This is a genomic window from Candidimonas nitroreducens (assembly GCF_002209565.1).
Lineage (GTDB): Bacteria > Pseudomonadota > Gammaproteobacteria > Burkholderiales > Burkholderiaceae_B > Candidimonas > Candidimonas nitroreducens.
Genome location: NZ_NJIH01000006.1, coordinates 152,294 through 174,916, shown reverse-complemented (window position 1 = coordinate 174,916; position 22,623 = coordinate 152,294). Strand labels below are relative to the sequence as shown.

The following is a 22,623-nucleotide window of genomic DNA, read 5'->3' as shown; positions in this document are numbered from 1 at the left end:
AAGAGTGCCTGAAGCGCACTTGGCCAGTCACAAGGCAGCAGTTGACGGCAGGTGCGTATTGGTGGCCCATGCCCGGGCGCCGAGCGAGTGGTGCTGTGCTCGCTGCATAGCGGCACGTGCAGGAAGGCTACCGAATCTTAGCCATTTCCTGCATGACGAACCATGCTTTTTGTTCCACGGCCGATTTTTCTCCGGATAGGCGAATTGCATAAATTCGAAATTTTTCCATGCCGAGCAGATGGCTCAGTTCTGTCAGGCTGCCGTTGGTGATTTCCTTGGCTGCCAAGGTATGCGGTATCCAGGCTACACCGACCCCTGCAAGAGCAAGCTGCATGACAGCCAGTGTCAAGGAGCTTTCGGCCTTTTCCTGCAGCAATAGGTTTTTGCGCAAGCTGGGAAGTATTTCACGAAGCATGGCTTCGCCCATGAACACGTCTGGTGGATAAACGACGATTGGCAGTTCGCCGTTCCGATATTGCATATTCAGCTCTTTGAGATTGGCTGTCTGGAATACCGGCACGAAAAGCTCTTCGCCGAAGTCTATTTCTTCGACGAATTCGGTGCCCATGGGTAGCTCTTCATCGTCGAATCGATAAAAGAGCGCGAAATCTGCCTGTTTGGTAACAAGCATAGAAAAACATTCATTGCGATTTGCCGAAAGCAGTTGAACCCGTGTGTCGAGCCCCGCGGTAAGTTCTTTAACTAACACGGGCCCCGTAGAAGCGGTGATCGAATGCTGGCTCGCGATGATGATCCGGCTTTTGAGCAAGCGATCCTGGTGGCGCAGGTTGTAGAGCAGGTCGCGCATGCTCGTCGCCAGATGTTCGAGCTGCCGCTGTTGGACGATGACGGCATTGCACAAATGTGCCGGCTTGTGTGTGCGGTCGAGAAGTTCAATACCAATATAGTCTTCAATCAACTTGATGCGCCGGGAGAAGGCCGGCTGTGTCAGGTAGCGTATCTTCGCCGCTTCGCTGAGCGAGCCGGCATTCAAGACTGCCAAGATGTCTTCAATCCATTCCAGGCGCATAAGGTCTCTTGATCTCTAAGGCATTAATATGCGGAAACTGCATGTTATTCCCAAAAAAAAGCATTTGCAATCCATGGATTTCGTATTCAAAATGAAAAATATGCATGTTTTAATCGGAGAAAGAAAAAATGAATCTTGCTGGTTTCCCTCGAACTCACTTAGCACATCTTCCCACTCCGTTAGAGCCTTTGACTCGACTCTCGAAAGAGTTGGGTGGGCCGGAAATCTGGATCAAGCGCGACGACTGCACCGGTTTGTCTACCGGAGGTAACAAGACCCGCAAGCTCGAGTTTCTGATGGCGGAAGCCGAGGCGCTGGGGGCGGAAATCGTAATGACACAGGGCGCCATTCAATCCAACCATGCACGTCAGACAGCGGCTTGCGCGGCAAAACTGGGGTTTGGCTGTCATTTATTGCTGGAAGATCGCACGGGCTCTAAAGATGACAACTACAACCGTAGCGGTAATGTTTTTCTGGATTATCTGCACGGGGCTACTGCAGAAAGGCGGCCTGGTGGTTTGGATATGCAGGCCGAAATGGAAGCCGTTGCCGAGAAATTCAGGGCGCAGGGCCGTAAGGTCTATATCATCCCCGGGGGCGGATCCAATCCGACGGGGGCGCTTGGGTATGTCAATTGTGCATTCGAGTTGGTGTCGCAAGCCAATGATCGCAGGCTGACGATTAATCATATTGTGCATGCCACCGGAAGCGCTGGGACGCAGGCCGGGCTGATTACCGGGCTGAAGGCGATGAATGTCCACATTCCACTGCTGGGGATCGGTGTGCGTGCGCCGCGGCCCAAGCAGGAGGAAAGCGTCTATAAACTGGCCTGCGCGACCGCAGAAAAGCTGGGTTGTCCGGGTGTAGTTAAGCGCTCCGACGTGGTTGCCAATTCAGATTATGTGGGTGAGGGTTACGGTATTCCTGCCGCCAGCACTATCGAGGCGATTGAAATGTTTGCTCAACTCGAAGGTATTCTCCTGGATCCTGTTTATTCCGGTAAAGGCGCGGCAGGTATGCTCGATCTGGTCAGAAAAGGACATTTCAAGAAAGGCGAGAAAATCGTGTTTATTCATACTGGAGGGTCGGCAGCGTTATTTGGTTATCTGTCTGCGTTCGATGTGGTGCCGACGGCCAGCAATTAACACGTAGCCTGGGTGTCTGGGTGGAGGCAAGTCCGATGAGACTGAATATTTTCAAAGGTAGCTTCACACAACAGGAGCCTATCAGCGAGGAAGGGATCGCCGCGGCGGTCAAAGTGCTGCGTTCGGGCCGGCTGCATCGCTATAACGCCGAGCGGGACGAGCTCTCGGAGGCCTCTCTTCTCGAGCGGGAATTCGCCGCGTATCAAGGCAGCCGTTATGCCCTGGCTTGCAGTTCGGGAGGTTATGCGTTGCATATCGCCCTGCGCGCCGCTGGCTTGCGGGCCGACGAGCCGGTGCTGACCAATGCTTTTACGCTTGCTCCGGTGCCCGGCGCCATCGTCAATGCGGGTGGTCGCGTTGTGCTCGTCGAGACCACCATGGACTTGGTTCCTGATCTTGTAGATCTTGAGCAGAAGGCCAGCAAGTCTGGTGCTCGCTTCATGGTGCTTTCCTACATGCGTGGCCATATGCCCGATATGGACGCACTGATGGAGCTAACCGGGCGCCTGCATCTGACATTGATCGAAGATTGTGCCCATACCATGGGGGCTTCTTGGGATGGGCGGAAGAGTGGCTCGTTTGGACTTGCCGGGTGCTTCAGCACCCAGACGTATAAGCACATAAATTCGGGAGAAGGGGGGCTGCTGATGTCCGACGACCCGGCGTTCATGGGGCGTGCGATTCTAATGTCCGGGTCTTATATGCTTTACGAGCGGCACGGTGCCGCACCGGAGGCGCGCTTCTTCTCCCGGGCCAAGTTTGATACCCCCAACTTTTCGGGCCGTATGGACAATGTTCGTGCGGCAATCCTGAGGGCGCAGATTCCCGAGCTTGTATCCAAGACAGAGCGCTGGAATAAGCGTTATCAGACGGTAGAGGCGTGTCTACGAGGCATTCCCGGTGTTTATTTGCCGAATCGACCGCTCCAGGAGCGTTATGTGGGCAGTTCGATTCAATTTCTGTTTCCGGGGATCTCTGCGCAAAAGGCAAGGGCCTTCGTGAGCCGGTGTGCGAAACAAGGGGTGGAGATAAGTTGGTTCGGTGATGCCGGGCCCAAAGGATTTACCAGCAGCCATAGGAACTGGAGGTATCTCGATCCACAATCCTTGCCGCATACAGACGCCACATTGGCCAGCCTTTTCGATATGCGTCTGCCTTTAACTTTTTCGATCGCGGATTGTCGGCTTATCGGCAATATCATCCTGAGGTGTCTCGAAGAGACCTGTGCGCAGTAAATGTCGATGGCCGCTATGTCGATGAAGCATGTTGGTAGTGCCCAGTAGTGCCCGGACTCAGCCGGGTTTTGAATAACCCTTCGATGGGGTTGTATTGAGTCAATAACCAGTTGAATGTCGTCCCTGAGGCCTATTAAAAATGATCAGGCCGAGAAGGGAATTAAACACGGAGGAGCAAAAAATGATCGGGAAGCATTTTATTTTTTCCATGGGGGCGCTGCTGTTGTCGATAGCCTCAATCACAACGGCACGGGCGGCTGAAAAGGTCTTGATCGCAACGTATGGCGACCCAGTTCCAGCCCAGATGGCTGCTCATGACGGCAAGTTTAGCAAGGCAACCGGCTGGAATGTCGATTGGCGCAAGTTCGCGTCGGGAACCGATGTCATCGCAGCAATGGCTTCGGGGGATGTCAGTATTGCGGAGCTGGGCTCTTCCCCGCTCGCGATCGCGGCAACGCAGGGCGTCGATCTGAAAGTATTCATGATTGACTATGTCATCGGCAAGTCGGAATCCTTGATTGTTCGAAATGGTTCCGGTGTTGGGTCTCTGGCCGATCTAAAGGGCAAACGGGTTGCAGTGCCGGTTGGTTCGACCGCACACTTTTCATTGATGGGCGCTTTGAAGCATGCGGGAATTCAAAGCAATGAGCTGACCATCTTGAATATGTCACCCGACCAGATAGTTGCCGCATGGCAGCAAGCGGCGATAGATGCCGCATTCGTCTGGCCGCCCGCCCAAACAGAGATCCTCAAGACGGGCAAGCGCCTGATTGGCGCCGACGATGTCGCCAAGTGGGGGTATCCCACCTTCAACGTGTGGGTCGTCAACACGAAATTTGCCGAATCGCACGCGCAATCCCTGGAGGCATTCATTCGTGCGGTTGAAGAAGCGAATCAGGCTTATCTGAAGCAGCCTTCCGCCTGGACGGCCGACAGTCAGCCCGTCAAGTCGATCGCGGCGGAAACAGGCGCGCAGCCAGACCAGGTCGTCGAGGTAATCAAGGGGTATACATTTCTGCCGCTGGCCGAGCAAGCTACACCCGAATGGCTTGGCAAAGCCATCCCACAAACCATCAAAAAGACAGCTGACTTTCTCGTGTCTGCGGGCCGATTGGCGCATGCATCCGATGACTATTCCAACGTGGTGGATCTCAAATATCTGAACAAGGCGATGAAGTAGATCCCAATCGTTCGGAAACAAACCGCTCTGGTGCCGGACGACGGCGCCAGAGCGGTTTGAACCAGTGCAAGGAAACAAGATGGCTCTAAAAATACAAGACGCGTCGGTGGTATATCCGGGGATCGAGGGGCGTCAAAAAATTGAAGCTTTACGGCGTATAAATCTGACAATCGATGACGGCGACTTCATTGTCGCGTTAGGGGCGTCTGGTTGCGGCAAGTCGACACTCCTGAGTTTGATTGCGGGTTTCCTCTCACCTACGAGTGGTGAGGTGCTGCTCAATGATTCCAAGATCGAAGGGCCGGGGGCGGATCGTTCTGTCGTATTTCAGAAGCATGCTCTTCTACCTTGGTTGAATGTACGTGACAACGTCGCGTTCGGATTGATGCTACAGGGGTGTGCCAAGAAGGAACGCTACGAGATCGGAGACAAATACATTGGGCTTCTCGGCTTGAATGGGTTTGAAAACTCTCCGGTCTATGCGCTTTCTGGCGGCATGCAGCAGCGTGTTGGAATCGCGCGTGCACTTGCATGCGACCCGAAGGTGCTGTTGATGGACGAGCCGTTGGGGGCCCTGGATGCACTGACACGGGAAAAAGCCCAGGAATTGATCCTTCAAGTCTGGAGAGACACCCGCAAATCGATTTTTTTCATTACGCACAGTGTCGAAGAGGCGCTGTTCATGGGTACCCGACTAGTCGTCATGTCACCGCGACCCGGCCGGATTGCCCATACTTTTGATTTGCCTTTTTCACGGATGTTCCTCGGCGGGCAAAGTGCGCGCTCGGTCAAGGCGTCCAGTCAGTTCATTGCGTTGCGTGAAGAAGTCCTGAGAATGATTTTTGCGGATGAGGAGGCGGCATGAAATTCGCGAACACCCAAGAACCACCGCTGGCACCAACCAGGCTTGGCGGATTGCGCCGGTACTATGCAAGACTATTGCGCCAGCGCCCCACAAAACCGGGAGAGACTTATGGTGTGCCAGGCTCAGGCGATACATACTGGCTGAGCCTGCTGGCGATGGCTGTTTTTTTCTTCGTCTGGTGGCTTGTGACCGCCCAGCATTGGGTGAAACCGCTGTTTGTGCCGGCACCAGGGGCGATTATCGATAGCTTTGTCAGTGTCTGGAACCACGGGTTTACGGGAACCCCATTCTGGCTGCATATCGTGATCTCGACGGCCCGTGTATTCGGTGCATTTTTGCTTGCATGCTTGATCGGGATTCCTCTTGGCTTGAGCATGGGAACCAGCCGCCTTCTTAGGGGGATTTTTGACCCATTCATCGAGTTTTACCGGCCAATTCCTCCTTTGGCTTATCTGCCTTTGATGATCATCTGGTTTGGAATTGGAGAAACCTCAAAAGTCCTTCTGATCTTTCTGTCGGTTTTTGCACCTATAGTGCTCGGAGCCAGGGCGGGCGTGCGTTCCGCCGCTATTGAACAGATCCACGCCGCTTATTCCTTCGGCGCCAGCCGCTGGCAAATATTGCGTCATATCGTCTTGCCCGCGGCAACTCCAGAGATTCTGACCGCGATGCGTGTGGGTATTGGTTTTGGCTGGACCACCTTGGTTGCCGCAGAGATGGTCGCTGCCAAGATGGGTATCGGCTACATGGTTCTTTCGGCATCACAATTTCTCCAGACTGCGGTCGTTATCATGGGCATTATTGTGATCGCCATAATCGCGTACATTTTCGATTTGATCATGCGCGGTCTGGAACGAAAATTGGTGCCGTGGAAGGGCAAGGCATAAAAAATCAGAACTGTATCTTTGAGAGGTTTTTTGTGCCAATTAAATATCTGAAAAAAGCTGTCCGAACGGCAGAAAGCGACCAGGAACAGGTTCGCTCGGAAGTTCAGAAAATGCTTGACCGCCTGAAACGCGAAGGTGAAGCTGCTGCGCGTATCTATGCCCGCGATTTCGACAAGTGGGTTGGAGAAATCGTCGTTTCGCAAGAGGCGATTGAAAATGCAAAGAAGCTTGTTCCCCAGCAGCTCCAGGATGACATTCGCTTTGCACACGACAATATTCGACGATTTGCAGAAGCGCAGAAAGCAACGACTTCGGACTGCTCGATTGAGGTAAGCCCGGGATTTTGGGCCGGGCAGAAGCAGATTCCGGTAGGATCCGTGGGTTGCTATGTGCCTGGGGGGCGCTATAGCCATATTGCGTCGGCGATGATGACCATCACGACAGCAGCAGTTGCCGGGGTTTCCCACATCACTGCCTGCTCTCCCCCGAGCCATGAAACAGGCATTGCCCCAGCGACGCTATTTACGATGGATTTATGCGGTGCGCATAGAATACTGAACCTCGGCGGGGTACAGGGAATTGCCGCGATGGCGTATGGGATGTTTGGAGCCCCTAAGGCCGATATGCTGGTGGGGCCGGGGAATCAATATGTCGCGGAGGCAAAGCGGATACTCTTTGGCTCTGTGGGTATCGACATGGTAGCTGGCCCAACCGATTTGCTGATCATCGCTGATCAGACCGCCGACCCGTACCTGGTTGCTTGGGATCTTGTGGGGCAAGCCGAACACGGCTACAACTCTCCGGTATGGCTAGTGGCGACCGATCGGGCCTTGGCAGAAGCAGTCATTCGACAGGTTCCGAGTTTGATCGAGGAACTTCCCGAGCTGAATGCCAAAAATGCCAGGGCCGCTTGGCGGGACTATGCCGAAATCATTCTTTGCGGTGACCGCCACGAGATGGTCGAAGTAGCGAATCGTTATTCTCCAGAGCATCTCCAGGTTCAGGCAGCCGATCTGGATTGGTGGCTGTCGCAGCTCCGTTCTTATGGCTCCCTTTTCTTGGGTGAGGAAACAACCGTCGCCTTTGGCGATAAGGCGGCAGGGCCGAACCATGTTCTGCCGACTTCTGGTTCGGCGCGTTACACGGGGGGCCTGTCTGTGCACAAGTACATGAAGACGGTGACATGGCAGCGCGCGTCGAAGGACGGTTCCAGGCCTATCGCTGCGGCGACCGCACGAATTTCCCGCCTGGAGGGAATGGAGGGGCACGCGCGTACCGCTGACATCAGGTTAGAGAAATTCTTTCCGAATGAAAATTTCCGGCTTTCTGTTTGATGCATGGTGGTGAGCCTCGAAAGCGGGCGCCTTTTCCTTCAAGGCTCGGGCGACGCCGTACGTGCAAGGGCTTCGGTCTTTGGCGGGCCATGTGGGTAGATCTGCGTGTTGGCTAGATGCTATTCCAGGGGGCGATTCAAGGTAAGAACCTGCCCTCGGTGTATGACGATATTGCTCGGGAGCAATTGCCGTGAGTTTGCCTTTCAGCCTGTTTGACCAGCTCGGAATCAAAGAATTCGGAAGAAAACTGCGCCGGCGCGAAATTACGGCTCTGGGAGTGACCCAGGCATACCTCGATCGTATCCATGACTTGGACGATAAGCTGCGCAGCTTCGTCCATGTGATGGGCGAGCAGGCATTGCGCTGTGCCAGGGCCATGGACGAATTGCTGGCCGCAGGCACGGATCTGGGGCCGCTGATGGGAATACCCGTGGCTGTCAAGGACTTGTTCACTGTTACCGGGGCGCCGGTCACCGCAGGTTCTCGGGTCGACATTTCCGGCCTGGTCGAACCAGAGGGCTCGTTCATCACGCGGCTCAAGCGGGCGGGGTGCGTCATCTTGGGCAAGACCGTCACCACAGAGTTTGCGCTGGGGCTTTATAACCCTACGCACCGAACCCCGTGGAATCCCTGCGACGCCAGGATTGCGCGCATGCCGGGGGGCTCCAGCAGCGGCTCGGCGGTGGCGATGGCTGCCCGATTGGGGGCCTTCACCGTCGGCACTGACACCGGTGGTTCCGTCCGTAATCCGGCAGCGTTATGCGGCGTGTTCGGCTATAAGGCAAGCCCGGGCCTGTGGCCTGCCGATGGCATTTTCCCTTTGAGTCCGACCTTGGACAGTATTGGATTCTTCGCTGCGTCGGCGCGCGATGCGGCTTGTGTGTTCGAGGGGATTGCCGCTCGGACAGTCCCGCCACCCAGGCCTCTGAAAGGCCTGCGCTTTGGTTGTCCGAAAACGTATTTTTTCGATGATCTAGACGATGACGTGGCTCGAGCATGTGTTTGGGCAGTGCGCAAGCTTGAGGACGCTGGCGCCCAGAGTGTGGCCTGCGACCTGGATGAGGCCCGAGAAATCAGTACGGTGTTTGCCGAACTCGTGCCGGCAGAATTGGTGGCGGCGGTCGGGAAACGTCGCCTCCTCGAGAACGAACAGAAAATTGACCCAGTGGCCTGGGCGCGTGTCATGCACGGAGTTGATCTGTCTGCGGTGAAATATCAAGCTATGCTGAAGCGGCACCGTGAGCTCGGTACAGTCATAAAGGCACGCTTGCAGGGGCTGGATGCCTGGCTCGCCCCGACGGTGCCTTTTGTTGCTCCCCCTGTGTCAAACTTCACGACAGTGGATGAGATCGCCGCGCTAAACAGAAGGGCGATGCGCAACGCCCAGCCGGTCAACCTTTTTGGTCAATGCGCGGTGTCCGTGCCTATTCCCGGGGTGCCCTTGCCCGTTGGCTTGCAGCTTGCTGCCCCCGCCGGCCAAGATGCCGCACTACTCTCGCTTGCACAAAGCGTCGAGCGGGTATTGTCATGCCACTGAAAGAGCTTGTTTCGACCGGCGACGCCGGCAAAGCGGCAAGCCGCCAAGTGTATTTGGCGCCAGATTTGGTGAAGCGTGCATCAGGTGCCCGGTTGCGGGCCGCCGCTCGCGTGTAAGTAAATCCGGGGGCGAAAAGGTGGGCGTAGCGCGGGTCATAAGCTCGTGTAGACTTTTTAGCTATGAATATCTATTTTAGCGATAAAGATAATTGAAAATTAATCGCTATTATTAATAAAAACTCTCCACTAGACTAGTATCCGGATGCCATGACAGCGAGGTGCTGCGGGCGTAATCGAAGCGATATGAATCTTGGGAAGAGGAGAGAGATATGGTGCGCGAGTCGATCATTATGGAAGAGCACCCGAGCATATCCCCAGCAGTACGTGACAAGCCATTCACCGGCCCTATAGTTTGGAGCGGCGATTCGCTTAGTAGCGAAGATGGGGTTATTCGGCTGGACACGGCATGCCTGCGAGAGATCGACGCTCTTCTGGAAGCCCTCAGAGCCAATCCCTTGCCGATTCTATTATTGGATCCGGACGACTTTGAGCTTCCCGCAAACCGTGCTGCGATGGCACGAGCCAAGCAAGAGCTGGATGCCGGGTGTGGCTTTGTGATTGTCGATCGGCTTCCGGTTGAGAACTACACCGTGGAAGAATCCAAGGCAATATATTGGATATTGGCGCAGTTGGTAGCGCGCCCCGTTGCCCAGAGTTGGGATGGCAAGATGATCTATGACGTCAGGGATCAGGGGCGCCCGCCCGGCAATGGGGTGCGGCCCGATGTCACTACCGCTGAGCAGAATTTTCATACGGACAATAGCTATAACCTTTATCCGCCCGACTATGTTGGCTTGCTGTGCCTGAAGCCGGCCATGGCAGGTGGCATCAGTAGCATCGTCAGTTTCTACACGGTTTACAACGAAATGCTGGAACGCCATCCACAATTGCTGGATCGGCTGCACCGCCCATATTTGTTCAACCGGCAGCTGGAGCACGCTCCCGGCGATGCAAAGGTGCTTAGCCATCCACTATTCCAATATAACGATGAGCGGCTCGTGTGCCGCCTGTCGTATCTGCAGGTCGTCAATGGCTACCGCTTGGCCGGCGTAGAAATGGACGATGAGTCCCGCGAAGCCTTGACGGTGCTCGAGGGCATAATGAATGAAACGAATCTGGAGCGGAAATTCTTCTTCGAGCCCGGGCAGATTCAGATACTCGACAACACTCGATGCGGGCATCGTCGTACTGAAATTATCGACTTCCCCGAGCCCGAGCGAAAGCGTCACCTAGTGCGCTTGTGGCTGCGGAACAATGGGCGGCGCTTCTACAATGGCTGATTGTTCTCGGGCAGCTATGGCGCAAGCATGGCTGCCCGATGTTTCTGCCCATGGCCTAGGGCCGCCGAAGAGCCCGCCATCAGCTCAATTAATCCATATGTATCCCCGAGTCGCGTATTACTTTGGCCCACTTGGCAATCTCATGTGCGGTTCGTATTTTTGCGCGCTCGGGTGTGTCGTCGTAAATAACATCAAGACCCTGCTTTTCGAACGCCGATTTCATTTCGTCTGTGCGCAAAATCTGCACCACCACGCTATTAAGTTTTTGTACGATCTCTTTAGGTGTGGCGCTGGGGGCTACCAGTCCATACCACGCCACCGCTTCATAACCTGGATAGCCCGATTCGGCAACCGTCGGAACGTCGGGCAGCAGTGGCGAGCGCGTTTTCGTCGTGACTGCCAACGCCCGAACCTTACCCGCGTGGATGTGCGGCAGATAAAGCATCATTACGTCTATGACTACCGAAATCTGTCCGCCGATCAAGTCTGTGGCAGCCAGCGCGGATCCTTTGTAGGGGATGTGTTGCATGTCGATTCCCGCTGCCGCTTTGAGCATTTCGGCGGTAAGGTGAGGAGAGCTGCCGTTGCCTGGAGAGCCGTAATTCACTTTTCCCGGATGTTTGCGTGTGTACTCGACGAATTCCCCGAGTGTTTTCGCCGGCACCGATGGATTGACAACCAGTACCAGCGGGCTCGCGGCAAGCGATGTAATAGGCACCAGGTCTTTCTCGGTGTTATAGGGCAAATTCTTGATGAAGCTTGGGTTGATTAAAAATGCGGGTGGCGCCAGTAGCAGGGTATAGCCGTCGGCGGGCTTTTTCGCGACGGCTTCCGTCCCGATGGCTGTTCCAGCCCCCGGCCGGTTTTCGACGATGACCGATTGGTTGAGCGCCGTGCTCATTTTATGGGCGAGCAGGCGCGCGATAGCATCGGTACCGCCGCCCGGCGCATAAGGAACAACGATGTGGATGGGCCTGCTCGGGTAGGTATCGGCCGCCGCAGCAGCGCGGTAAGACATTACCCCGACGAGCAGCAGCAGTGCTTGGGCCAGCAGGGATTTGGTTCGCTTCATAAGTCTCCTCCAATGCTGTCCTGGCCGGCCCGCTCATAGGGGTGGCGGGCTATTGTGATTCGCGCGAAATGTGCGGCCATGGAACGGATGCGCAACAGTCATGCGGGTACGTGCCCGACTGGCCGTTCTTTGCCATGGTAAGTAGATCCGTTGTTGATTAAAAGTGAATTTATTGGATATAAAACTATCGCTTTTTTGGATTAATATGAAAACACTGAGCCCACGGCTCGCATGTGGTGACCGAATGAACGGCCTGGGCTGTCCAGCCTGGCCTGGAATGCATGAATGCAGGGCCTGACGATGTCCATGACTCTCAAACAGCTGGAAGCATTTTATTGGGCGGCGACTTGCGGAAGTTTCGCTATTGCCGCCACTAGGCTGCATCTGTCTCAGTCGTCGTTATCCAAGCGGATCACCGAGCTGGAAGAAAGTCTGTCCTGCTCGTTATTCGATCGCAGCGGCCACAGGTCAGTCTTGACTGCCGCCGGCGAAAACCTGTTGCCCAGAGCCAGAGCGCTGCTCAGTGCCTCTGAGGACATTATCGCTACCATAGGCAAGGACACTGCCGTGAAGGGGCGGTGTAGGTTCGGTACGGGCGAAATCGCCGCATCGTCGTGGCTGCCTCGATTCGTCGTCAGCGTCAAGAAAAACTATCCCGAATTGTCGCTGGAACCTTACGTCGAATTGGGCAGAGATCTAGAACAGAAGCTGATCGATGGCGAACTGGATTTCGCGCTTATTGCAAAAAAATCCTCGCATCCGTCCATACAATCTGAATTGATTGCTCAGGTCGAGTTTGATTGGATCGTTGCAGCCAGTCAGCCGTGCCCAGCGAAAAGCCCTGTTCGGGAGCTCACCAGGCTGTTGCCGGTCATCAGCATGCACAAAAATGCCGGATCGAATCAGGTGCTCGAGCGCTGGCAAAAAACGGCGGAATGGGATGATCTGAAAATACTGACCTGCAACAATATGTCGGCCATAGCCGGATTGGTCGCCGCAGGATTGGGGATCAGCTATTTCCCGAAAGGCTGGATTGCACCGTTGGTGGAAAAAAATATAGTGAAGGCCGTACGTGATCGGGAGCCATTACAAAAGCTCGACTATTATTTTCAGTGGAGAGTGGATGATAAGCGCCTGTTGATTCAGGGAATGAAAAAACTCATATTAGAAAACGTGAATTACGAGTTACCTATACTTATGCTGTAGTGGCCAGACGTTGGCGCGTGATACACCGGTGAGCCCTCCGCCGAGCCATTCATCGCGACTAAAACGCCAGCGCGGCGTGGCCGAGCGTTATAGCCGGCGCTACCGCCCCTTGAATTCCGGCGGCCTTTTCTCCAGAAAGGCATTTTTGCCCTCCTGGAAGTCTTCGGTGGCGTACAGCAGGCCCTGGTTGTTGGCTTCCATGTTCATCACCTCTTCCAGTCCCAGGGGGAACTGCAGCAGCGCCGATTTGATCATTGCGTTCGATAGCGGCGCCCTGGCGGCGATTTCCCGGGCCATCTCGATTGCCACTTCCAGCGCCTTGCCGGAGGGACACAGTTCGTCGGCCAGGCCGCAGCGATAAGCGGCCTGGCCGTCTATGGTGCGGCCGGTCAGCATCAGCTTGCGCGCCGTGCCCACGCCCACGCGCGCTGGAATCGACCACAGGCCGCCGAGATCGGGGAAAAGCCCGATCTTGTTGAATGAGCAGGTGAATTTGGCATCGTCCGCGGCGACCACGATGTCGCAGTCCGATGCGATGCATATGCCGGCACCGGCGGCGTGGCCTTCTACGGCGGCGATGACGGGCTTCTCGCTCTGGGCGATCAGCCGTACGACGGGCTGCACCTGCCGCATGCGCGCGCGCCCGCCGGCGGGCGTAATCCCTTCGAAGCTGCTGATGTCGCCGCCCGAGCAGAAATTCCCCTCGCTGCCCGTAAGAATGATCACGCGGCAGTCGGGGCTGTCGTGCGCGCCTTGCAGAGCCGCGATCAGGCTGGCGCGCAAGGCCATCGAAAGGGCGTTGCGCCGCTTGGGGTAATGCAGGGTGATGATGGTGACCGGGCCTTGTCGGTCGACGATGGCGTGTCCCGTGGGCTGCGCCTTGGGCGCCGTGGGCGGGTGTTCAGCGTGATTGGCATCCATGATCTAGCCTGTGTGCAAAAGAAATAACGGATAGGGGGCTGCAGCCCGGCGGGTGCGTGAGACGAATCTTTGGTCTCGAGCGGAAGATGGGCGCGGCGCTTGCCGCCGTCGCCCGCTTGAAGCGATCTGCCTATATGACGCCGCGCGATTTCAGCGATTGCATCTCGCCGTCCGTCAGGCCCAGTTTGCCGAAGATTTCGCTATTATGCTGGCCCGTGCTCGGGCCGACGGTGGGAGTCGGGGTTTTCTGGCCGGCGAACCTGGGCACCGGCGCCGGGGCTGGAAGAGGGCCCAGCACGGGATCCTGCAGTTCGATAATAGCTTGGCGCTCCTGCAGATGCGCGTCTTCCATTACATCGGCAATGGAGTAAACCTTGGTGTAGGGAACGTCCATGCTGTCGAGCCGTTCGGCAAGCTGCTGCAGCGTTTGCGCACCGCACCAGTCTGTAATGATGCCGTCCAGCACCTCCAGGTTGGCCATGCGCTGAAGGTTATTGGAAAAGCGCGGGTCGGTTGCCAGTTCGGGCATCTGCATCGCGCTGGTCAGGCGTTTGAAGATAGCATTGCCGGAGCTTACGACGGTAACCCAGATGCCGTCGGACGTCTTATATACATTTGAAGGTGCCGTGTAGGTCGCCCTCGAGCCCGCGCGGTTGCGCGGGATTCCGGACAGTGCGTATTCCGCGGGCAGGGCGTCCAGCAGGCGCAGCATGGCCTCGGTGGCTGAAAGGTCGATCTCTGTGCCGCGTTGTTCCTCGACGGGTTTCGAATTGCGGCCTATCAGTGCGGTGGTGATGGCGAAGGCGCCGAATACCCCTGTCATCACATCGCCCAGCGGATAGTTCATGTGTTGTGGCGGGCCATCGGTTTCGCCGATCAGATGGGCAAAACCGCTCATGGCTTCGAAGATGCGGGCGAAGCCGGGCTTGCGCGCCAGCGGGCCCGTCTGGCCGTAGCCTGTCACGCGCAGCACAATGAGACGCGGATTGTGCCGATGCAGGGTGGCGATGTCCAGCCCCCAGCGATCGAGCGTGCCGGTACGGAAATTTTCCACCAGGACGTCGAAGCCTTGGATCAGCTCCAGAAATAGCTTGCAGCCTTCGGCTTGCCGTACGTCCAGCGATATGCCTTTCTTGCCGCGATTGGCGGTTTTCCAGAAGATTGCGTGTTCTTCGTGCACCGGTGCGAGTGTGCGCAGGGTATCGTTACCGTCGGGCAGCTCCAGCTTGACGACGTCTGCGCCCATGTCGGCGCACAGTGTTGCTGAAAACGGGGCGGCCAGCACCGTGGCCATGTCCAGGATGCGGACGCCCGCGAGAGGGAGGTTTTGCATGATTATCTGTGTCTGGTTGGTTCAGCGGGCTACTTGATGGCCGGAGGCCTTTTGCGTCAGCCGGTCGACGTTCGGCTGGTGGATTCGAAGGGTGTCGATGTCTTGATTCATTCTTTGTTCCGCGGGCTTGTCCCGATGCTGCATCCAGGGCGTGGGCAAGCGAAAACTGTTGCCGGTCTTCAGGCTGCGAGAGTATCAAAAATTCAGTATCTCATTACTTAGGTTTTGATATGTTGAATTTTTATGAGGCCTTCTTCCGTATACTGCTGTCCTGATAGCCTCGTATCCGGATCGATCCAGACGCCGCCGATGATGCCCGATGAATACGCAACGACATGCCGATTTATTGAACGATAAGCAGGCCTGCGCGGCAGACCTGCCTGCCGCGCAGGCTGTGCGCAATCCGGCGTTTGCGACCACCTTGGCGCACGGGCTGGAATTACTGCAATGTTTTCGCATGCTGTCGCCCGCCTTGACCAATAAGGATCTGGTAGAGCTCACGGGCCTGTCCAAGGCCACGATTTCCCGATTGACATTCACGCTCGCCCAGCAGGGCTTGTTGATTCATGATCCCAGAACCAGGCAATATCGCCTGGGCGCGGGAGTGCTGGCGCTGGCGTATCCATTGCTGTCCAGCCTGAGCCTGCGCCAGCTTGCCCGGCCTTTCATGCAGGCGCTTGCCCGGGAAAGCAAGGGGACGGTCTCCATGGGGCTGTATGAGTCGGGCTGCATGGTGTATGTGGAAACGATCCGCAGCCATGATTTGCGGGCGTTTCGGCCGGAGATCGGGGCGTTTCTGCCGGTGGCCATGACGGCGATGGGGCGCGCCTGGTACGCGCAGGCCGGCCAGGAGGCGCGCAATGCCGCGCTGCAGGCGACACAAAAAAGCTACCCGGAACAGTATCCCTTCCTGAAGGAAGCCCTGCAGCAGGCTTGCCGGGATTTCGGCGAGCGCGGCTATAGCGTGTCCTGCGGCGACTGGTATCCCGATGTCCACGCGGTTGCGGCTCCCATGCAGGAACTGGTCGAGGGCGATCTGTTTGTTTTCAACTGCGGCGTGAAGACCTCTTTGCTGCGCGGCCGCTCGGTGGGCGATCTGTATGGCGCCAGGCTGCTAGACATGATCCAGAAAGTGCGCTGCGCATTGGCGGCCGAGTGCTCGGGCTTGGCGAAACGAGGGCGCCGTGCCGCGGCGGCTCGGGGCAAGGCGGCGTCATGAGCGGCCAGCAAAGAGACAGCGATCCGCAGTATGCCTATACGCTGGCCAATGGAATCGAAATACTGGCCTGCTTCCAGCGAGGCGAAAAGTTCCTCGGCAATAAAGACTTTGCCGAGCGCACCGGCCTGTCTCCCAGCACCGTGGCCCGTCTTACCTATACCTTGGTCGAGCTGGGTTTTCTGCGGCGCATGCCGGGTTCGCCCAAGTACCGGCCCGGCCTGAAGCTGCTGCTGACGGCCTATCCCATGCTGGCGGATATGCAATTGCGGCAATTGGCGCGCCCCCTGATGCGCGACCTGGCCGAGCGCGTCAATGGTGCGGTGTCCATCGTGGTGCGGGATCGCTACCGCATGGTCTATGTCGAAACCTCGCGCGCCAATGAGCTTCTGGAAACCCATCCGGATATCGGGGCCTGGATGCCCATGCTGAGTACGGCAGCGGGCAAGGCCTGGCTGTGCCACGCGCCATCCGGCCAGCGCGAGAGCGTGCTTAACCAGCTGCGGGTGCGGGATCCCGCGTACTACGAGGCTTGCATTCAGCAATTCCCCGCGGCACAAGTCGAGTATCAGCAGACGCGCTGCTGCTCGAATCAGGGGCAGTGGCGCAAAGACTCTTACGGCTTTGCCACGGTGCTGGAACGCCAGATCGACTCCATGACTTTCATATTCAATTGCGGCGTCCCATCAAGCGATGGCGTGTTTGAAGACCGGAGGCAGGAGGTTGTGCCTCAGTTGCTGGCCTTGGTTCAAAGCCTTGATGGATATCTGGGGCGTTGAGGGCCTGTCGTTTATCTCATGATTGCAGCAATCTTTCCGATTCGTTAAGGAGAAAAACTTGAAGTTGCTTGGTAAACATGGCGGCAAGCTCATTGCCGTAGTCGCTGCGGGCCTGCTGGCTCTCATGGCTGGCCCGGCCAATGCGAAATATCCGGAGCGTCCGGTGACATGGGTGGTGCCGTTTCCGCCCGGAGGGCCGACCGATGTGGCATCGCGTGTGCTTGCCCATGCCTTCGAACAAGCGCTGGGCCAGTCTTTCGTGGTCGTCAACAAGCCCGGCGCTTCGGGCAGCATAGGCATGCGGCAAATCGTGTCCAGCAAGCCGGATGGCTATACGATTGGTACCCTGGCAGGGCCGAGCCTGCTGGCGCCGCTGATGCTGAAGTCGCCGCCTTATGATCTGACAAAAAATATACAGGCGGTCGGGCTGGCCTACCTGACTCCCCTGGTGCTGGTGGTCAATTCGCATGCCATGCCGGGCGTTACCGACCTGAAATCTCTGGCGTCCTTCGGCCGCGGGAAGGATCTTAACTACACTTCGCCTGCCACCGGCAGTATCGGCCACTTGACCCTGGCGCTGATCTTGAAAGAGCTGGGCCTGCGCGGAACGCATATTGGCTACCAGGGCAGTGCGCCCGCGGTCACGGCAGTCGTGGCCGGCCAGGTGCCTCTGGCGCTGTTGGATTCCGTGGCCGTGCTGCCCCAGGTAAAGTCGGGTGCTTTGAACGCCATCGCGGTGACGATCGACGGCTACGATCAACTGCCCCAGGTCAAGTCCTTGGCGCAGCAGGGTGCCGAAAGCGCGAAAACTGCTTCCTGGGGCGGGTTGGTCGCGCCAAGAGGGCTGCCTCCCGAGGCCTTGTCCCGCCTGCAGGGCACCCTTCAAGAAGTGTTGAAGGATCCGAAAGTCATAAGCCGGCTCAAGGCCGTGGGTGCTTACACATCATTCGAAGGGGCCGCAGCCTTGCAGAAGCGCATAGATTCGGACACCGAAGTATGGGGCCGGGTCATCAAGGAAAACAATCTGCGCAAGGCAAATTGAAATATGTGTAGTCAGTTCCTGAAATTCGACGGAACAGACACTTCCACAGCTGGGTGAGGGCCTTGGGCCGATGGCTGCATGATGCCGTCGTGCAGCCCTTTGTCGAGGGCGCCGGTGCTGGCTCAGGCGGCTATGTCCCAGGGCGTTGTTGGCGAGAATGCGTCACGCAAGTATGAGAGTAATGCCTGCACTCTGCCAAGGTGCAAGCGGCTTTCGGGAACTAATGCTCTGATCCAGTATTGAGGAATGGGAAAGTCGTCGAGGAGTTCGACAAGCTGACCCTTACGCAGAGCGGCGCTGACGATATAAGAAGACAAAAGCGCGATGCCGCCGCTTTTTATGGCCGCCTTGAGCAGTACGTGGCCGTCGTTGGTGCTTAGGTGTGGGTTGATACCGACCGCGATGGGCCCATTCTTTCCCGAGAAAGTCCATACGGGGCCTGTGGGCTGGAAGTTCAACAATCGGTGCTTGGTCAAGTCCGTCGGATGTAGTGGCCTGCCGTGCAAGCGGATGTAATCCGGTGCAGCCACCACAACACGCGGCAATGGGCACAGTCCGCATTCAAAAACGCCGTCGTAGGACGCCGGCATCATTCCGACTGCAATGTCGAAGCCTTCCTGAACCGGGTTGACTGGCCGGTCGATTACTACGATGTCCATGTCAACGTTCGGATGATCTTCCTGAAACTGGCTGAGGATGTCGCCCATGCAAACGATCGTCAGAGACGTGGGCACCTTGATGCGGATGAGGCCCTGCAGTGCTTGAGCATGCCCGCGTGCGTTGATCAGCGCATCGTCGACGTCGTGGACGATGCGCTGGGCAACGGGTAGCAAGCGGTGCCCGTGCTCGGTAAGGGCGAGTTTTCTTGTGCTGCGCTCGAACAGCTTGCAGCGGGTCTGCCATTCGAGTTGCTCTACTCGTTTAGTGATGACGGAGGTTGCCAGGCCCAATTTGCGTGCGGCGCGCGAGAACCCCCCGGCCTGGGCTACCTCGATGAAAGTGCGGAAGTTTGTAATCGTATCCACTTATAGCGCCTCAATTATTCTGTTTTAGAGAAAGATGTTAACTCTAATTGGTAGATTAACATTTAAAAATAGGCAAATTAAACTCGCTTCCACGGTCATTCAAAGGAGCCATGCATGCCCATTTCATTCGAATCGTTGCATCCTGACGTGGGGGTGCAGATTTCAGGCTGTGACCTGAGTCGTGCTTTACCCGAGCAGGATTTCAAGGCGTTGGTGGAGGCTTATTACCGTTACTCGGTCGTAGTCATTCGCGGCCAAAGTCTGACGCCGATTCAGCAAGCTGTTTTCGTGCGTAGTTTTGGCACTCCGAAAATATCCCAACGTAAGGAATTTCACGTGGCGGGAGTGCCCGAGATTGGTCGGGTTGGCAATGTGAAGAATCCGGACGGTACACCAGCCGCTTTTCTCGATCGCTATGGGGATCTATGGCATAGCGATACCGCGAGTGACGATCATTTGGATGGGGTGACAATGCTGTACTGCGTCGAGACGCCGAAAGTCGGCGGCGATACGTGCTTTGTGAGCTTGAGCAAAGCTTATGAGACGCTGCCTGCGGATCTCAAAGCGCGCATAGCAGGACGCCAAGTGACACACAACTTCAACAAACACAATGATTATTTGTTGGCTAGAAACCAGGGCGCGGCCAAGCCTTTGTCGCCAGCGGATCGGGCGAAATGGGAGGATCGAGTCCATGATCTGGTTCAAACACATCCCGTGACAGGGCGGCAACTGTACTTTATCAGCCCCACTTTAGTGAAGACGATAAGTGGCTATACCGAGGTAGAAAGCCAGGAGTTGGCTCGGTTGCTGGTGGAGCATGCTACCCGGCCTGAATCCGTATACCGCCATAAATGGCAAGTTGGCGATCTGGTTTTCTGGGACAACCGTGCTTCCTTGCATTCGGCATCTCCGGCAAATTATGTAGGAGGAAACAGGCTGATGCACCGTGGCTATGCCTACGTTGACACGACGCATTGATGATAAGGAGAAGGGAGACCATCCATGGATATAAACATTGAATTGCAGAGCAATGCACGTAAGAAATTTGTGGCGCTGGGCATTGCTCTAATTGGGGCTCTGAGCCTACAGCCGGCCTGTGTGCGAGCCGCGGGCTCCGAGGGAGAGCAGTGGCCGGTTCGCCCGCTCAAGGTTATTGTGGGGTATCCGGCGGGCACTTCGCCGGATTTCGTGGCACGCTTGCTTGCCGAACCGCTGTCCCGCGATCTGGGGCAGCCAGTTATAGTGGAAAATAAGTCGGGCGCTGCAGGTAATATTGCTGTGGCGAATGTTGCCCGTTCTACGGATGGCTACACGATAGGTGTGACCGCCCAGGGGCCATTGACTACGTCCAAGCTGCTGTACCGCTCGTTGCCCTACGATGTTTCCAAAGATTTGCAGCCTTTGTCGGTCGCCGCCGTAAGCCCTCAACTGTTGATCGTGGATCCCAAGTTGCCGGTGAAATCCCTGGGAGAATTTCTGCGCTATGTCAAAGCCCAGAAGCCGGATGCCCTGGCTTATGGTTCCGTAGGCGTGGGCTCTGGATCTCACCTGACAACGGAGTTGTTCGACCGTGACGTCGGCATACACATGACTCATGTTCCTTATCAGGGCTTCCATCAAGTGACCATGGCGGTCATGAGCGGCCAGATACAGGCAGCGTTCATGGCGCCGTCGGGGGCGCTCGAACAAGCTCGAGCGGGCAAAGTCAAAGTGCTTGGCGTGACCTCCGCGCAGCCATCGCCGGTGGCTCCAGGCATTCCTTCAATAGCTCAGGCCGCCAAATTGCCGGATTTCAGCGCCGAGCTATGGATAGGTGTATATGCACCGCAATCTATGCCCCAGGCTGTCGCTGAGCGTCTTTCCAGAGACATACAGTCAATACTGCATTCTGCTCAGGCGAAGAAAAAGCTCGCCGAACAAGATTGGGTGGCGGTAGGTTCGAGTCGGCAGGAAATGGTGCAGAGAATCAAGGCCGACACGGATCGGTGGGGCAAGGTGATCGAATTGGCGGGAGTCCGGCCGCATTGATCTACCGGCCCGGTACGGGCGAGGGCCGGCGGAAGGCTGCGTCCTCCCCGATGGATGCAGGCAGCGAAGGCCTGGCACAGTGGCCAGGCCTTCGCTTTAGCCGCGTTCGGGTGGTTCGCCGCCGCGCGCGTAAGGGCCCCTTGGCCCCGCTTCGTGTTAGTTGCCCTGTTCCTTCAGCAGGTGCTTGGCGATGATGATTTGCTGGATCTGCGAGGTGCCTTCGTATAGGCGGAACAGGCGCACGTCACGGTAGAAGCGTTCGATGCCGTATTCCGAGATGTAGCCGGCGCCGCCGTGCACTTGTACGGCGCGATCCGCCACGCGGCAGCACATTTCGGTGGCGAAGTATTTGGCGCAAGAGGCCAGCTCGGACACATTCTCGCCCGCGTCGCGGCGCCGTGCGGCGTCCAGCACCATGCACTCGGCGGCGTAGATCTCGGCGCGGCTGTCGGCCAGCATGCCTTGCACCAGCTGGAATTCGGCGATGGCGCGGCCGAACTGCCTGCGCTGGCTGGCATAGGCGACGGCGTCGCGCAGCATGCGCTTGGCCGCGCCGGTGGCCACGGCGGCGATGTGCAGCCGGCCTTTGTCCAAGACCTTCATGGCGGTCTTGAAGCCTACGCCTTCCTTGCCGCCGATGAGGTTGGCGGCGGGCACCCGGCAGTTCTCGAAGATCACGTCGCAGGTATGGGCGCCTTTCTGGCCCATCTTCTTGTCGATCTTGCCCAGCGACAGGCCGGGCGTGCCGGCTTCGACGATGAAGGCGGAAATGGCCGAGGCGCCCTTGAGTTCGCGCGAGGTGCGCGCCATGACGGTGAAGATGCCGGCGTGCGGCGCATTGGTGATGAAGCGCTTGGTGCCGTTCAGCACGTAGAAGTCGCCGTCTTTGTCGGCCGTGGTCTTGAGCGACCCGGCGTCCGAGCCGGCCTCGGGCTCGGTCAGTGCGAAGGAGCCGATCAGTTCGCCCGCGGCCAGGCGCGGCAGGTATTGCTGCTTTTGCTCGGACGTGCCGTCGATGACGATGCCTTGCGAACCGATGCCGTTGTTGGTGCCTATCAGCGAGCGGAAGGCGGGCGAGGTCTGGCCGAGTTCCATGGCCAGGCGCACCTCTTCTTCCATGGTGATGCCCAGGCCGCCGTATTCTTCGGGCAGCGACAGGCCGAACAGGCCCAGCTCTTTCATCTGCTGCACGATTTCCTGCGGGATCTGATCGGTTTCGGCTACTTGCTCTTCCAGCGGCACGAGGGCCTCGCGCACGAAGCGTCGTACGCTGTCTTCCAGCAGGGTCTGGGTTTCGGGATCGCGGATCATGGCATGTTCCTGTAAGAGAAGTGGCGTAGGTGGAATGGGTCTATTTTAATTTATGTTCTGCTTTGCAGTACAAAGAAAAAGGTACTGCGTTATTCCGTGGTGGGGGCTGATTTTTTTCTCATGATCTGGTTTTTGTTT

The 22,623-nt window shown here is 57.0% G+C and carries 20 protein-coding genes; 14 read left to right on the top strand and 6 right to left on the bottom strand.

Going from position 1 to position 22,623, the window contains the following annotated elements; all coding sequences use genetic code 11:
• Nucleotides 1–127 precede the first annotated feature (127 nt).
• The gene (locus CEY11_RS11030; RefSeq protein WP_088603450.1) at nt 128–1,030 is read right to left on the bottom strand and encodes a LysR family transcriptional regulator; all 903 of its coding nucleotides are present in this window, start codon (nt 1,028–1,030) and stop codon (nt 128–130) included.
• Nucleotides 1,031–1,158: 128 nt separating this feature from the next.
• On the opposite strand from CEY11_RS11030, the gene cuyA reads away from it, so the two are divergent.
• From cuyA to CEY11_RS10990, 8 genes are all read left to right on the top strand, one after another.
• Nucleotides 1,159–2,175, top strand: coding sequence for a D-cysteate sulfo-lyase (gene cuyA / locus CEY11_RS11025; RefSeq protein ID WP_088603449.1), 1,017 nt, complete (start codon nt 1,159–1,161; stop codon nt 2,173–2,175).
• 35 nt (nt 2,176–2,210) lie between these two features.
• Nucleotides 2,211–3,410 carry a DegT/DnrJ/EryC1/StrS family aminotransferase gene (locus CEY11_RS11020; RefSeq protein WP_088603448.1) on the top strand — a complete coding sequence of 400 codons (1,200 nt, stop codon included), beginning with the start codon at nt 2,211–2,213 and terminating at the stop codon, nt 3,408–3,410.
• Between the two features lie 181 nt (nt 3,411–3,591).
• Nucleotides 3,592–4,590 carry a taurine ABC transporter substrate-binding protein gene (gene tauA / locus CEY11_RS11015; RefSeq protein WP_198958883.1) on the top strand — a complete coding sequence of 333 codons (999 nt, stop codon included), beginning with the start codon at nt 3,592–3,594 and terminating at the stop codon, nt 4,588–4,590.
• Between the two features lie 79 nt (nt 4,591–4,669).
• On the top strand, nt 4,670–5,455 hold the full coding sequence (locus tag CEY11_RS11010; RefSeq protein WP_088603447.1) for a taurine ABC transporter ATP-binding protein: 786 nt from the start codon (nt 4,670–4,672) through the stop codon (nt 5,453–5,455).
• Nucleotides 5,452–6,342, top strand: a complete 891-nt coding sequence (locus tag CEY11_RS11005; RefSeq protein ID WP_088603446.1) for an ABC transporter permease subunit — start codon at nt 5,452–5,454, stop codon at nt 6,340–6,342. The genes CEY11_RS11010 and CEY11_RS11005 overlap by 4 nt, the downstream gene beginning before the upstream one ends.
• Complete coding sequence (hisD, locus tag CEY11_RS11000; protein WP_269845279.1) at nt 6,324–7,676, top strand: histidinol dehydrogenase; 1,353 nt, start codon at nt 6,324–6,326, stop codon at nt 7,674–7,676. Before CEY11_RS11005 ends, hisD begins: the two co-directional genes overlap by 19 nt.
• A 190-nt stretch (nt 7,677–7,866) precedes the next feature.
• Nucleotides 7,867–9,213 (top strand): amidase, encoded by a 1,347-nt coding sequence (locus tag CEY11_RS10995; RefSeq protein WP_158215281.1) that lies wholly within the window; start codon nt 7,867–7,869, stop codon nt 9,211–9,213.
• Between the two features lie 328 nt (nt 9,214–9,541).
• Nucleotides 9,542–10,552, top strand: a complete 1,011-nt coding sequence (locus CEY11_RS10990) for a TauD/TfdA family dioxygenase (RefSeq protein WP_088603444.1) — start codon at nt 9,542–9,544, stop codon at nt 10,550–10,552.
• A gap of 88 nt (nt 10,553–10,640) precedes the next feature.
• Here CEY11_RS10990 and CEY11_RS10985 read toward each other — a convergent pair whose 3' ends face one another.
• On the bottom strand, nt 10,641–11,624 hold the full coding sequence (locus CEY11_RS10985) for a Bug family tripartite tricarboxylate transporter substrate binding protein (protein WP_088603443.1): 984 nt from the start codon (nt 11,622–11,624) through the stop codon (nt 10,641–10,643).
• 285 nt (nt 11,625–11,909) lie between these two features.
• Here CEY11_RS10985 and CEY11_RS10980 point away from each other — a divergent pair, with 285 nt between their 5' ends.
• Nucleotides 11,910–12,830: a LysR family transcriptional regulator gene (locus CEY11_RS10980; RefSeq protein WP_088603442.1), complete on the top strand. Its 921-nt coding sequence runs from the start codon at nt 11,910–11,912 to the stop codon at nt 12,828–12,830.
• Nucleotides 12,831–12,929: 99 nt separating this feature from the next.
• On the opposite strand, the gene CEY11_RS10975 is transcribed toward CEY11_RS10980, so the two are convergent.
• Complete coding sequence (locus CEY11_RS10975) at nt 12,930–13,751, bottom strand: enoyl-CoA hydratase/isomerase family protein (protein WP_088603441.1); 822 nt, start codon at nt 13,749–13,751, stop codon at nt 12,930–12,932.
• A gap of 130 nt (nt 13,752–13,881) precedes the next feature.
• Entirely contained in the window at nt 13,882–15,090 is a 1,209-nt protein-coding gene (locus CEY11_RS10970) for a CaiB/BaiF CoA transferase family protein (RefSeq protein WP_408608120.1), read from the bottom strand.
• Nucleotides 15,091–15,403: 313 nt separating this feature from the next.
• On the opposite strand from CEY11_RS10970, the gene CEY11_RS10965 reads away from it, so the two are divergent.
• Genes CEY11_RS10965 through CEY11_RS10955 form a run of 3 tightly spaced genes read left to right on the top strand, consistent with a single transcriptional unit; the run spans nt 15,404 to nt 18,121 of the window.
• Entirely contained in the window at nt 15,404–16,303 is a 900-nt protein-coding gene (locus CEY11_RS10965; protein ID WP_088603439.1) for an IclR family transcriptional regulator, read from the top strand.
• The gene (locus CEY11_RS10960) at nt 16,300–17,079 is read left to right on the top strand and encodes an IclR family transcriptional regulator (RefSeq protein WP_088603438.1); all 780 of its coding nucleotides are present in this window, start codon (nt 16,300–16,302) and stop codon (nt 17,077–17,079) included. Before CEY11_RS10965 ends, CEY11_RS10960 begins: the two co-directional genes overlap by 4 nt.
• A 58-nt stretch (nt 17,080–17,137) precedes the next feature.
• Nucleotides 17,138–18,121 (top strand): Bug family tripartite tricarboxylate transporter substrate binding protein, encoded by a 984-nt coding sequence (locus CEY11_RS10955; protein ID WP_088603437.1) that lies wholly within the window; start codon nt 17,138–17,140, stop codon nt 18,119–18,121.
• A gap of 122 nt (nt 18,122–18,243) precedes the next feature.
• Here the strand turns inward: CEY11_RS10955 and CEY11_RS10950 are convergent, their stop codons facing one another.
• Nucleotides 18,244–19,146, bottom strand: coding sequence for a LysR family transcriptional regulator (locus CEY11_RS10950; protein WP_088603436.1), 903 nt, complete (start codon nt 19,144–19,146; stop codon nt 18,244–18,246).
• Between the two features lie 114 nt (nt 19,147–19,260).
• Here CEY11_RS10950 and CEY11_RS10945 point away from each other — a divergent pair, with 114 nt between their 5' ends.
• Together CEY11_RS10945 and CEY11_RS10940 are read left to right on the top strand one after the other, a co-directional pair.
• Nucleotides 19,261–20,124, top strand: coding sequence for a TauD/TfdA dioxygenase family protein (locus tag CEY11_RS10945; protein ID WP_088603435.1), 864 nt, complete (start codon nt 19,261–19,263; stop codon nt 20,122–20,124).
• Between the two features lie 24 nt (nt 20,125–20,148).
• Nucleotides 20,149–21,174: a Bug family tripartite tricarboxylate transporter substrate binding protein gene (locus tag CEY11_RS10940; protein ID WP_088603434.1), complete on the top strand. Its 1,026-nt coding sequence runs from the start codon at nt 20,149–20,151 to the stop codon at nt 21,172–21,174.
• Nucleotides 21,175–21,330: 156 nt separating this feature from the next.
• On the opposite strand, the gene CEY11_RS10935 is transcribed toward CEY11_RS10940, so the two are convergent.
• Nucleotides 21,331–22,485 (bottom strand): acyl-CoA dehydrogenase family protein, encoded by a 1,155-nt coding sequence (locus CEY11_RS10935; RefSeq protein ID WP_088603433.1) that lies wholly within the window; start codon nt 22,483–22,485, stop codon nt 21,331–21,333.
• Nucleotides 22,486–22,623 lie beyond the last annotated feature (138 nt).